At 38.5% G+C, this 12,621-nt stretch carries 13 protein-coding genes, 1 tRNA gene and 2 pseudogenes; 14 read left to right on the forward strand and 2 right to left on the reverse strand.

From position 1 onward, the window contains the following. Positions 1-7: 7 nt before the first annotated feature. Both A3835_02995 and A3835_03000 read right to left on the reverse strand, forming a co-directional pair. Positions 8-870 (reverse strand): annotated as a pseudogene (locus A3835_02995) (endopeptidase IV). Beyond that, the gene (locus A3835_03000) at positions 858-2,075 is read right to left on the reverse strand and encodes a chlorohydrolase (protein ID ORI08522.1); all 1,218 of its coding nucleotides are present in this window, start codon (positions 2,073-2,075) and stop codon (positions 858-860) included. The pseudogene A3835_02995 and the gene A3835_03000 overlap by 13 nt, the downstream one beginning before the upstream one ends. 83 nt (positions 2,076-2,158) lie before the next feature. Here A3835_03000 and A3835_03005 point away from each other — a divergent pair, with 83 nt between their 5' ends. From A3835_03005 to A3835_03070, 14 genes and pseudogenes are all read left to right on the forward strand, one after another. Continuing rightward, positions 2,159-2,638 (forward strand): 3-dehydroquinate dehydratase, encoded by a 480-nt coding sequence (locus A3835_03005; protein ID ORI08523.1) that lies wholly within the window; start codon positions 2,159-2,161, stop codon positions 2,636-2,638. Beyond that, complete coding sequence (locus A3835_03010; GenBank protein ID ORI08524.1) at positions 2,635-3,660, forward strand: X-Pro aminopeptidase; 1,026 nt, start codon at positions 2,635-2,637, stop codon at positions 3,658-3,660. The genes A3835_03005 and A3835_03010 overlap by 4 nt, the downstream gene beginning before the upstream one ends. After that, positions 3,657-4,133 (forward strand): 2-amino-4-hydroxy-6-hydroxymethyldihydropteridine diphosphokinase, encoded by a 477-nt coding sequence (locus A3835_03015; GenBank protein ORI08525.1) that lies wholly within the window; start codon positions 3,657-3,659, stop codon positions 4,131-4,133. Before A3835_03010 ends, A3835_03015 begins: the two co-directional genes overlap by 4 nt. A gap of 9 nt (positions 4,134-4,142) precedes the next feature. After that, a complete protein-coding gene (locus tag A3835_03020) occupies positions 4,143-5,510 on the forward strand; it encodes a flagellar biosynthesis protein FlhF (GenBank protein ORI08526.1) in 1,368 nt (455 codons plus the stop codon). Further along, positions 5,503-6,369 (forward strand): ATP-binding protein, encoded by an 867-nt coding sequence (locus tag A3835_03025; GenBank protein ORI08527.1) that lies wholly within the window; start codon positions 5,503-5,505, stop codon positions 6,367-6,369. Before A3835_03020 ends, A3835_03025 begins: the two co-directional genes overlap by 8 nt. A gap of 13 nt (positions 6,370-6,382) precedes the next feature. After that, a complete protein-coding gene (locus A3835_03030) occupies positions 6,383-6,727 on the forward strand; it encodes a hypothetical protein (GenBank protein ORI08528.1) in 345 nt (114 codons plus the stop codon). After that, positions 6,699-7,403 (forward strand): RNA polymerase sigma factor FliA, encoded by a 705-nt coding sequence (locus A3835_03035; protein ID ORI08529.1) that lies wholly within the window; start codon positions 6,699-6,701, stop codon positions 7,401-7,403. Before A3835_03030 ends, A3835_03035 begins: the two co-directional genes overlap by 29 nt. Further along, positions 7,403-8,506 carry a flagellar motor switch protein FliM gene (locus A3835_03040; protein ORI08530.1) on the forward strand — a complete coding sequence of 368 codons (1,104 nt, stop codon included), beginning with the start codon at positions 7,403-7,405 and terminating at the stop codon, positions 8,504-8,506. The genes A3835_03035 and A3835_03040 overlap by 1 nt, the downstream gene beginning before the upstream one ends. Continuing rightward, a complete protein-coding gene (locus tag A3835_03045) occupies positions 8,496-9,344 on the forward strand; it encodes a flagellar motor switch protein FliY (GenBank protein ID ORI08531.1) in 849 nt (282 codons plus the stop codon). Before A3835_03040 ends, A3835_03045 begins: the two co-directional genes overlap by 11 nt. Further along, positions 9,344-9,937, forward strand: coding sequence for a TIGR00730 family Rossman fold protein (locus A3835_03050; GenBank protein ID ORI08532.1), 594 nt, complete (start codon positions 9,344-9,346; stop codon positions 9,935-9,937). Before A3835_03045 ends, A3835_03050 begins: the two co-directional genes overlap by 1 nt. Positions 9,938-9,985: 48 nt before the next feature. Beyond that, positions 9,986-11,008, forward strand: coding sequence for a tRNA 2-thiouridine(34) synthase MnmA (locus A3835_03055; protein ORI08533.1), 1,023 nt, complete (start codon positions 9,986-9,988; stop codon positions 11,006-11,008). A 112-nt stretch (positions 11,009-11,120) separates the two neighbouring features. Then, positions 11,121-11,195 (forward strand) — tRNA-Asn (locus A3835_03060). 410 nt (positions 11,196-11,605) lie between these two features. Then, entirely contained in the window at positions 11,606-11,797 is a 192-nt protein-coding gene (locus tag A3835_03065; protein ID ORI08534.1) for a hypothetical protein, read from the forward strand. Between the two features lie 34 nt (positions 11,798-11,831). Continuing rightward, a pseudogene (locus A3835_03070) lies at positions 11,832-12,605 on the forward strand (hypothetical protein). The last annotated feature ends 16 nt before the right edge of the window (positions 12,606-12,621 follow it).

Consider the following 12,621-nt stretch of genomic DNA (forward strand, 5'->3'; position numbering starts at 1 on the left):
GAAAAGATTATCTAAGTTTTGTCTCAAAAAATGCGTTAAAAAGCGAGTTTATGCCTTGCTTTGTAAATTTCTCCATTATCTTTTCGATCTGCGGTTTTTCTTGCCAGACTGGCTCATCTACGAGGCTCATTTTAGCTAGCTCGTTTTGAGCGTCTATGTAGCTACCAAGGCTGTCAATTAGCCCCATCTTTAGGGCGTTGTGTGCCAAAAAGACCCTCGCATTTGCCCACTCGTCTTTTTTATTGATGTCTAAATTTCTAGCTACTGCCACGTCGCTTACAAAGAGCATATAAGCGTCATTTACGAGCCCTTGCAAGCTCTCACGCTCTTGCTTGCTCCAGCTCCTCATAAAGGTGCCAGCCTCTTTAAACTCGCCAGCCTTCACCACCTGCTCGCTCACGCCTAAATTTTTGGCTAAATTTTCGATGTTTGCCCCTTGCATGATGACGCCGATCGAGCCTATGAAAGCACCTGGGTTTGCTACTATAATGTCGGCATTTACGCCAGCGTAGTAGCTACCACTTGCCATGTTGCCAGCAGCGTATGCGAGCACTTTTTGCTCTCTTTTAGCCTCTTGACCGCCATGGCTAGCTCCACGCTAGGACTTAGCGCGCCGCCTGGGCTGTCGATGTAGAGTAGCACGCCTTTGATGTTGCTATCCAGCCTTGCTTTTTCGAGCGCATCTAAAATTTCGCTTGTGTCCATTATCGTGCCGGTGATGTCTATGCGGGCTAAATTTGGCTCTTTCATCTTGCCATCTGGCGCGAAAATAAAAAATAAGATCAGCAAAAATACGAGCGCCTTAAAGTAGTTATTTATAAATTTAAAAATTCCCAAAATTCCTTTAAGAATAAGCCTTAAAATTTGCAAATTTTGCCTCCGATATATAGTTTTTTAGCCTCGTTTGTATGAAGTATGAGCTGAAGTATTAGCTCGCTATCGTCGCACTCTAGGTCGTTATAGATTGCTATATCGGCTGCGCGTCCTGCCTTTATCTCGCCGTTATTTGTCCTAAGTGCCTTTGCACCCCCATGCGTTGCAGCGACAAAAAGTCTGGTGGCAAGCTCGTTTAGGTCAAGGCTAGCGTGGGTAAATAGGGCGGCTCTTAGTTCATGCCAGAAATTTAGGCTGATATTTGAGCTAAGCCCGTCTGTGCCGATGTTTAGGCTCACATTGTTTTTAAAAATTTCTTTTAAATTTAGCGCCTTTTTGCCAAGTAGCCTGTTTGAAACGGCACAGTGTGTCACGCTGTGATGTGGTCTAAATTTAGCAAAATCGCTCACATAAACGCAGTGCGTAAATAGAGTATTTATCTCACGAAACATCGCAAAATAGCTATCCGTGTCATACATCGACTTTGGATAAGGGCTAAATCTTAAAAGGTGCTTTTTAAAGCCACCGCTGCCGTGCTCTAGCCACTGCTTTTCAGCCTTGCTCTCTAAAAAGTGCGTGCTAACAAGAAGATCATCTTTTTTGGCTATCTCAAGGGCGGCTTTGGCTAGCTTTGGATGCACAGAGTAGGGTGAGTGTAGCGAGATGGCTGGGGTGAAATTTTGGCTTTTATAGCCCTTTGTTTTTTCAAATTTAGCTAAGAAATTTTGCAAATTTTGCTGAACCATTTGCTCGCTTGAGCCTAAAATTTCACTAAAAAGTACGACTTTTAGAGGGCTAGCGGCTAAAATTTCAAGCTCAGAGCCAAAGCTAGAGATCTCGCCAATGGTGCAAACTCCGCTTTTTAGCAGCGAGCTTATGGCTTCATTCATCGCTTTTTTAGCATCCATCCTAGCTAGCTCGCCACCTTTATCGATGATAGAGCCAAGCCATTTTATGAAGTCGCCGTATTTTAGGGTGCTGACGTTTGAGCTAAATTCCAAATGAACATGTGTATTTACAAAGGCTGGGGCGATCACGCTATCACCAAAGTCATAAATTTTCGCCTCTTTAAATTTCTTTTGCGCCTCTTTTTCGCTTAAAATTTCTAAAATTTTATCGTCCTTGAGAACAACACAAGAATTTCTTAAAATTTTTGGATTTTCTCCGCCAGTGATTATTTTTTTTGCTTTTAGAATTTCCATTTTGGCCTTAAATTTTTGTTATTGTAGCGAAAATTTAGGAACGAAAATGTATAATTTGGGCTATTTAATCAAAAAGGAGTGACATGGATAAGAAGCTAAAAATAATGGTTATCCAAGGGCCAAATATCAACATGCTTGGCGCTAGAGAGCCAGGAATTTACGGCGTTATGAAGATGGAGGATATCCACTCTCAAATGAAGATCGTTGCTGATCAAAATGACGTTGAGATCGAGTTTTTTCAAAGCAACCTTGAAGGCGAGCTAGTCGATAAGATCCAAGAGTGCTTGGGCGATGCTGACGGCATCATCATAAACCCGGCTGCTTACACTCACACCTCTATCGCTATCCGTGACGCGCTAAGTGCGGTTGCGCTGCCAGTTATCGAGGTGCATATTAGCAACGTTTATAGAAGAGAAGAGTTCCGCCACAAAAGCCTTATCGCACCAGTTGCGGCAGGCCAGATCGTGGGCTTTGGACCAGTTGGTTATCATTTAGCAATGATAGGCATGCTTCAAATTTTTGAGCAAATCAAAGCAGTAAGAGCAAATCAAAAAGCACAATGAATTTCATCTTAAAGGATGAAAACGCCGTATTTTACGAGTGTGGCTATAGCTGTGATAATGAATTTTTGCTATGCCTTGATGGTGTAAAATACTTTTTTACGGATGCGAGGTATTATTTCGAGGCAAAAAGCTGCGTAAATGCTGGCGTGGTCGTTCTTTTAGCGCAGAGAAATTTAATAAGCGAGGTTAGGGCATTTTTAAGAAAGATGAAGCCAAGCAGCCTCGTTTTTAATCCTGATGAGTTAAGTTTAAGCGAGTATAACGCGCTTAGCAAGGGTTTTAAGATAAATTTCAAGCCAAAGCCAAATTTTTCTAGGCTAAAGAGAATTTGCAAGAGCGAAGATGAGATAAAAATTTTAAAAAAAGCTAGCGAATTTGGGGCGAAATGTTTTGATGAATTTGCTAAATTTGTGCGTGAAAATGGCGAAGGGATGAGCGAAAAAGAGCTTCATTTTAACGCTTCACTCATCTTTAGGCAAAAAAACGAGCTAGGTCTTAGCTTTGATCCGATCGTAGCGATAAACGAAAACGCCGCAAAGGCGCATGCATTGCCAGGGGATAAAATTTTAAAAAGGGGCGATTTACTGCTACTTGATGCTGGGGTTAAATTTAATCGCTACTGCTCTGATCGCACGAGAACTGCTTGCTTTGATGAAAATTTTAACTTCTCAAAGGAGCAAAAATTTAAAAACGCCAAGATGCAAGAAATTTACGATATCGTAAAAGAGGCTCAGGCTGCTGCGATAAAGGTCGCTAGAGCTGGCGTTAAGGCGTGCGAGATAGACCTTGCAGCAAGAGATGTGATAGCAAGGGCTGGATATGAAAAGGCTTTTTTTCACTCGACAGGACACGGAGTGGGTGTAGATATACACGAGCTTCCAGTCGTCTCAGCAAGGAGTGAAACGCTCATAAAAGAGGGTATGGTCTTTAGTATAGAGCCTGGAATTTATCTAGAAAATGAATTTGGCGTGCGTATCGAGGACGTGGTGGTCGCAAGAGAAGGTGGGTGCGAGATTTTATGAAGCTAGCTGGAGCAAGAAAGATCGTAAAAAGCCGTTTTTGCCCTAGCTTTTTTCATAAAAGAGATGAGTTTAAGTATGAGGCGCTAGTTGGTATGGGTGGCAACATCGGTGACAGCGCAAAGAGGTTTGATAAATTTATAAGAGCGATTAAAAGTGATAGTAGGTTTCATGTAGTTGAAGTCTCGCCGATCCTTATAAATGCGGCGTTTGGCTACGAAGCGCAGGATGATTTTAGTAACGCTGTTATAAATTTACAAACATCTATGAGCCCTAGAGAAACTCTAAAAATTTTGGGGCACTATGAGAGTAAATTTAAGCGCGTGAGGACGTTTAAAAATGCACCACGTACGCTTGATCTGGATATTTTGTATTTTAGTAAAAAAGTCTATAAAACGCCGCGCCTTATCGTTCCACACCCAGGAGCCGATAAGAGGCTTAGCGTGATCGTGCCACTAGGGCTTATGAGAGGTTAAAGGATATAAATGGCTACAAAATTTCATACTTTTACAGGCGAGAGCACCATCGAGGCTTTGAAAAAGGCTCAAGAAGCGTGCGGCGAAAAGGCCATACTCGTTACCACAAAGCAAATTCAAGCCAAAACGATAAACAAAAAGCCGCTTTATGAGATTTTGGTAAGCGTTGAAGAAGACGACATAAAACAGCCTCCAAAGCCAAATGCAAAAGCCATAAACTACGAGAATGCCTACTCTAAATTTAGCAAAAACTACGAGCCGCCAAAACCAAAATTTGAGATAAAAGAGGAGCCTGCTAAATTTGAGGCAAAGACAGCATCACCTGAGCCTTATGACCCAAATGAGAGTGTGCTTTTAAATATCTCAGCTGCTGCAAAAGAGATAAGTACAATCGCAAATGTAAATATCGATGATGTAAAAGATAGAGAGTCAAGCATGCCAAGTGGCATGAATAAAAAAATAGATGACGTAGCAAAGCAAGTAAGCGTGCTAAGCGAAAAAATAGGGCTCATAACCGACATGATCTGGGACGAAAAAGCCCCAAATCGTAACAATCTATCCATCCCGCCGGAATTTGCCAGCATCTACAAGCTCGCAAAACAAAGCGGCATGAAAGATGAGCATTTAGAGGCTATCATGCAAACTACTCTTGAAAATTTGCCAGTTTCGATGAAGAGTAATCCAACCGCGGTAAAAAGGTACTTCTATTCGCTTTTGCGAAATATGCTGCCTTGCAGAAAAGAGCCAAACGATAAAAAACAACGTATTATGATGCTAGTTGGCCCAACTGGAGTTGGTAAGACTACGACACTAGCAAAGCTAGCTGCTCGTTTTGCTTACGGCAATGAAAAGCGCTATAAAACAGGTATCATCACGCTTGATACGTACCGTATCGGAGCGGTTGAGCAGTTATTTCAGTATGCAAAGATGATGAAGCTACCTATACTCGATGTTATCGAGATAGATGACTTTCAAAATGCTATAAAGCAGCTTAATTATTGTGATGTGATACTTATTGATACGACTGGAAATTCGCAGTATGACAAAGAAAAGCTCGAAAGGCTTGATAAATTTTTAAAGCATAGCGGCGCAAAGATTGATGTAAATTTGGTCCTTTCGGCTGGATCAAAGGTTGAAGATCTAATAGAAATTTATAATGGATTTTCATTTTTGGATATTGACACGCTGATAATCACCAAATTTGATGAGACAAAAATTTTTGGCAACGTCTTTTCGCTGATATATGAGACAAATACGCCAGTTAGCTACTTTAGCGTGGGTCAAGAGGTGCCTGATGATCTTGTGGAGGCAAAGAGCGAATTTTTAGTAGAGTGCGTGTTTGACGGCTTTACAAAGCAAAAGGCTAGCGATGAATAATCAAGCGCAAAAATTACAAAATTTAGTCCAGTCTCAAAGCAAGAGCAAAAATACACATTTTATTGCGATAACTAGCGGTAAAGGTGGTGTTGGTAAGAGCACGATAAGTGCAAATTTAGCAAATGTTTTATCAAAAAATGGCTACAAAGTAGGGCTTTTTGATGCTGACATCGGCCTTGCAAACCTTGATGTCATCTTAAATGTAAAAATGGGTAAAAATTTACTTCACGTGCTAAAAGGCGAGTGCAGCCTAAAAGACATCTTGATACCTATAAATAAAAATTTGATCCTTATCCCTGGCGAAAGCGGCGATGAAATTTTAAAATTTAACAATCAATTTTTATTTGAGAGGTTTTTAGACGAGGCGAGCGAGCTTGATGAGCTTGATTTTTTGATCATTGATACTGGAGCTGGCATAGGCGGTAGCACACAGCTATTTTTAGAAGCGGCCGATGAGGTCGTGGTGGTAACTGTGCCTGATCCTGCGGCGATAACTGATGCATACGCTGTCATAAAGATCGTCTCAAGGTTTAAAAATAGTGAGCTTTTGCTTTTAAATATGGTGAAAAATGAAGCAGAAGCGACTAGAATTTATGAAAATATCAAACGCGTTGCTAATGCAAATATCGGGTCTAGCTTAAATTTAGAGCTTATAGGATTTGTGGCTTCTGATAAGAATGTTTCAAGAAGTATAAAACAACGAACGCTTTTTACGGACGACGCTGCTTATGCTGAGCCTAGTGCTCAGATAAAACAGATAGCTTCGAATTTACTTTATAGGTTGGAACGAAAAGTGCTTAACGATGAGCAAAGCAGGAGCTTTGGGGGCTTCTTTAAGCGTTTGATAGAACAATTTTGATGGAGATTGAGCTTTGCGTGCAGAAAATTTTATAGCATTTTTTACGGTTTGTGGTTTTTTTGTAGGTATAGTTTTTACCTTGCTAAAGGTGAGTGAGCCTATCGAAATGCTTGTTTATACACTAGTTATTACTTTGTTTTTTTATCTTATAATTCATATTGTTATCATGAACTACATCGATGTGAAAAGGGCTTTAACTAAAATTTTTGACAAACAAAAACATGAAGAGATCGCAGACTATCTCATCTCTGAGCTAAATACTAGAGAAAAGCGTATGGAAAATATCATGGTAAAAATGACTGCTGAAAATTTTGATTCTGGTAAACGAAATGCACGAGTTAAAGCAAAAGCAGCTTAACGCTTATAAAAACACGATAAAAAAAGAACAAGACGAAATCGTCTTAAAATATATGCCAGCACTGCGTGCAATGGCGTTTAGGCTTAAAGAGAGGCTACCGTCAAGCATAGATACAAATGACCTAATAAGCATTGGCGTTGAAGAGATGATAAAACTTAGCAGGAAGTATGACAAGGAGCAAAATGACTCTTTTTGGGGTTATGGCAAAAAGAGAATTTATGGCTCTATGCTTGATTATCTAAGGACGCTTGATGTTGTTAGTAGAAGCGATAGAAAACTCGTAAAGAGTATAAATAGTGAGATAGATAATTATTTCAATGAGTATGAAGAAGAGCCAAGCGATGAGTATTTGGCCGAAAAGCTTAATGAAGATATTGAGAAGATAAGAGAGGCAAGAGGCGTTAGCGGTATCATTACTATTTTGCCAATAGACGAGCAAATGGAGCTAATTGGTCAAAATGACGTCGAGAAAAGCATTGAGAGAGAGGATCTCATTTTAAAAATAGAAGAAGCTTTAAAAGATTTTGACGAAAGAGATCAGATGTTGGTTCAGCTTTATTATTATGAAGAGCTAAATTTAAAAGAGATAAGCCAGATCATGAATATCAGCGAGAGTAGAATTTCACAAATTCATAAACGTTTGCTTGATCGTATCAGGCGTAGCTTGGGGGTTTAATGGCTGATATTTTAAGTCAAGAAGAGATAGACGCGCTACTTGAAGTTGTCGATGAAGACGGCGATACGAGTAATATCGAGGTCGAAGAGAGATCGCAAGGCGAACAAAAGCAGATTGTTATTTATGATTTTAAGCGTCCAAACCGCGTTAGTAAAGAGCAACTCCGTGCCATAAAAGGCATTCATGATAAGCTTGCTAGAAATTTAGCTAGTCAAATTTCTAGTGTTATGAGAAGTATCGTCGAGATCAGACTTCACAGTGTTGATCAAATGACTTATGGCGAATTTTTGATGAGTTTGCCAAGTCCAACGAGCTTTAATGTCTTTTCTATAAAGCCACTTGATGGAAACTGTGTTTTAGAGATAAATCCAAGTATTGCTTTTCCGATGATAGATCGTTTGCTTGGCGGAACTGGTGAAAATTTTGAAGCAAATAGAGAACTAACCGACATTGAAGTAAATTTGCTTGATGCGGTGCTTAGAATGATCATGCAGCGTCTTAAAGAGAGCTGGTCAATGATAACTGATATGTACCCAAATGTGGAAGCCAAAGAGAGCAGTCCAAATGTCGTACAGATCGTCTCTCAAAATGAGATTGTTATTATGGTCGTTATGGAGATCATAGTTGGCGGCTCAAGCGGTATGATAAATTTATGCTATCCGGTTATCTATCTTGAACCGATACTCTCACGCCTTGCAAACAGGGACATTATGCTTGGTGAAACGAGTGCAAAAAAAAGTAGAAACAAAGAGCTAAAAACACTTATTGGACGAGCAGAAATTTTATATGAAGCTATACTTGGCAAATCGATCATTAGCGTAAATGAGTTTTTAAATTTAAAAGAAGGTGATATTTTAAGGCTTGATAGAGGAGCTGATGATAAGGCGATCGTTTGTATCGATAAAAAAGAAGTTTTCTTAGCTGAAGTTGGGCTTCATAGATTTAGAAAATCTATAAGAATTGAGCAGTTAATACGCTCCGATAAAGATGAGATCAAAAATATCTTAGAAAAATACGAAGAAGAGAGAAAAGCAAAACTAATGGCTTATGAAGCCAACGAACGCAATATGGAAGAAGAAGAGAGCGACGAAGATGATGAATGATTTTTTTAATATATTTTCCAATGAATTAAAAGCTACGATCGAAGGGCTTACAGGTAGAGCTCCGGAAGTTGGTGAGAGAAACGAATTTGACGCACCAACACAAAACGGTATAAAGCCTCCAGTGGTAATGGCTAGCGTTGCTTTAAGCGGAGATATTAATGCTAAAGCTGAGGTTGTATGCACTCCGGTTTTAATAAGTGCCATTAGCGAATGGATGATGGGCGAAGAGGAAATTTCAAAGAATGAAAATTTAGGCAGTGATGAGCTTGACGCTGCAAAAGAGATATTTTCAAACCTTTTTAGTGCCTTTAGTACATCTTTGGGTGCTCAAAAGGGCATGCCAAAGATAAATTTTGAAGTAATAAATGTAAATTTTTTAGATGAAAATTCTTCGCTTGATTTTAGTGTTTATGAAAAGCTATTTTTATTTAATGTCAAAATCGAAGATTTAAGCGAGCATATCGGTTTTGCTTGCGATCATTCGCTAATGAAATTTTTTGAGCCAACAAAGACCGAAGCACCAGCTGCACCAGCGAGCACTCCTCACGTAGCTAAGGGCGATTTTAGCGTTGAAGAGATGAGAAATATCGGTCTTATAATGGACGTTAGACTGCCTATTCGTGTTCGTATCGGCTCAAAAAGAATGCTTTTAAAAGATGTGCTTACTATGGATATTGGCTCAGTTATCGAGTTAAACCAATTAGCAAACGATCCGCTTGAAATTTTGATCGGTGATAAGGTAATAGCTCTTGGCGAAGTGGTGATAATAGACGGAAATTTCGGCATCCAGATCACTCAGATAGGCTCAAAACGTGAGAGGCTTCAACAGTTAAAATAATGAATAATGATTTAGTTAGCGATCTTTTAAATTTTCCAAACGTCTTAAAATATAAAAATAAAAATGTTACCTTCTTTGGCTCGGCTAGATTTGATGAAGAAAATTTCTACTGCAAAAAGGCTTATGAACTAGCTTATAAGCTAAACGAGCTAGGATATGCCATCTTAACTGGTGGTGGAGATGGCATAATGAGAGCCGCAAACAAGGGTGCATTTGATAGTGCAAAATCGCCAAGCATAGCCCTAAATGTGAGACTTCCGTTTGAACAAAATACAAACCCTTACGTCACAGCAAAATATCTCTTTTCAAATTTAAGCCCAAGAAAATTTGCACTTACCGATCGTTCAGTCGCATTTGTCGTCTTTCCAGGTGGCTTTGGCACTCTTGATGAACTTTTTGAAATTTTAGTACTTGCTCAAGTTGGTAGTAAAAAAGTAAAAATTTTTCTTTTTGGGAGTGAATTTTGGCAAGGGCTTGATGAGTTTATAAAAAATACGCTAGTTAGCCAAAAAACAATAAAAAAAGAAGATATAAATTTATACAAAATCACCGATGATTTAGAGCTTATCGCAAACGAAATTTTGACTATTTAAAAATAAGATATAAAATATCCGCTTTTAAATTTCAAAGAGGTAAAAAATATGAAAATAATGGTCGCAATGAGCGGTGGTGTAGATAGCACTATGACGGCTAAATTTCTGCAAGAAGCTGGTCATGAAGTGCAAGGCTGCTATATGATGCTACATCAAAAACCAGGATATCACGAAGAAAATATCAGAAAAGTGAAAAAAGTAGGCGAGTATCTTGGCATAAAGGTGCATATTTTGGATCTGCAGGATAAATTTAATGAGTTTGTCTATGATCCTTTTGTGAAGCTCTATAAAGAGGGCAAGACGCCAAATCCTTGTGCTTTGTGCAATAAATTTATAAAGCTTGGTGCGTTGCTTGATTTTGCAAAGGCAAATGGCTGCGAGAAGCTTGCTACTGGGCATTATGTGCAAGTTATTGATGGATTTATCACATGTGCAAAAGATCCTAGCAAGGATCAAAGCTACTTTTTAGCCCAAGTGCCAAAAGAGATATTAAAAGATGTTATTTTTCCGCTTGGGGATAAATTTAAAAAAGATATAAAAGAGCTTGCAAGAAGTGTAAAAGTGCTTGAAGAATTTGCTACGCAGGCAGAAAGTAGTGAAATTTGCTTTGTGGAAGATACTTACATCGAGGTTTTAAATAAGCATTACAATACAAATTTGCCAGGAAACGTAGTTGATAAAGACGGCAAAATAATCGGTCGCCACCAAGGTTATATGCACTATACTATCGGTAAGCGCCGTGGTTTTGAGGTTTTTGGTGCTCATGAGCCACATTTCGTTATAAAAATAAATGCCGATAAAAACGAGATCATTGTTGGGACAAAAGATGATTTGGCTCAAAAGGTAGTCGAGCTTGAAAACGTAAATTTGTTTATAGATAAAGATAAATTTGAGTGCGAAACTAAGATAAGATATAGAAGCCCTAAACTTGATGCTTTTGTTGAGGTTGATAAAGAGAATAAAACAGCGAAACTAACGCTAAATCAAAATGCGCTTGGTGTGGCGCAAGGTCAGCTTTGTGTTATGTATGATGGCGATAAGGTTATTGCAAGTGGATTTATAAAAGGCTAGTTTTAGCCTTTTATAAAAATTTATTGGGCTCTGTACAATTTTTTATAAATTAAGCTAAAATTTATTGACAAAACATATCTTTTCGTCTATAATACGAGCTCTTTTCAAGTGTTCCGGATTAGCTCAGCGGTAGAGTAGGTGACTGTTAATCACTTGGTCGCTGGTTCGAACCCAGCATCCGGAGCCATATATACCCAAAAATCCATTTTAAGCCCCGATTTTACCGATATTTCAAGAGCTTTAAGCTTTATTGGTTTATTAAATTGGTTCCTTATTTGTTCCCGAAATTTTTTAATATTCCAATTTCTTACCAAGCTTTCTAAGTTAATCTAAGATACTTTATTTTTGTTTTTAAAAATACGAAAATAATTTTTTACTCTCAATTACTCTAAAATACCCTAAGGAACCATAGGGTATTAAAATTTTTGAAAATTACTTAAAAATCATTCAAAAATGCAAAAGTAAACGAAAAGTTGCTGTAATTAGTTATGTAAGAACTAAGCAGAAGGAGAAAAATAATATGCTTAATGAACTATATATAACGACGTAGGGTACAAAACGCTTCTTGAGCACATATCTAGCCAATATAAAGGAAAAGTGGTTTTAGACAGAAAGCAAACCGCATGGGCTCTTGACATCGGTGTATCTACTCTTGATCTTCGTATATCGCAGAGCAGAGATATTCCACGTTATATCAAAATGGGAGATGCAAAGAATTCTCGCATGGCGTTTGCGATAACCGATATTACAGCTTATATTTTTCAAAAAAGGGTTAAAACATGCTCTTAATTTCTATAGTAGATAATAAAGAAAAGGATCAAAAATGAGTAATGCCCTTCAAATAGGCGGATACAACATGGTTCTTTGTGTAAGAAGCGAGTTTTTAACCTTAAAGAAGGCTGCAACAAGATATGAGCACAATGTTAGAGAGGCTAGGCATGCCTCTAAAATCGGATATCTTAGAGGTAACAGCCGAAATAATAGATACATAGTGCTTAGCGAATATAACGATAACGGCAATATGCGAGAGATCGCAGCCGGAGATAAAGAATTTAACGATAAGAAATACATAAAAGCGTTTTTGAGAGAATATCACGAAAAAATGAAAGCCGACTACGAAGTCCAAACTAAAATTTATAAAAACGGCAAGGCGGTAAAGAATCATTGGCGTGAAAATATGGTCGGATTTTCCGAAATAGTCATCAGTTTCGGTACCGATCGGAATAAAGAGCCCAAAGAAGGTTTAAGCCAAACCGAGACAAATTTTATCAACGCCCAAGTTTCGCTTGACAGAGTCCTTAAATTTGCGAGATCATACTGTGCAAAATACGGCGTAAAGTGTTTATTGATTAGCGAGCACAACGACGAAAAGACTAAACACTATCAACTGATTTTTACGAATTATCTCTTTAAAGAACATAGAAATTTAAGATTCGACGGAAAAGGAAATACGAGTAAATTCGGCAGAAGCATGCAAGAAATGGGCGGTATAGCATTTGACGGCATCGCTCTAAGAGGCGAAATAGGCAGCAAGGCAAGACATAAAAATTTAAAACAAATGCACCAAGACGAAAAAGAGTTTAACGACAAGCAAGAGCTAAAAAATTAAAGGC

The sequence above is a fragment of the Campylobacter concisus genome (genome assembly GCA_002092835.1).
GTDB lineage: Bacteria > Campylobacterota > Campylobacteria > Campylobacterales > Campylobacteraceae > Campylobacter_A > Campylobacter_A concisus_K.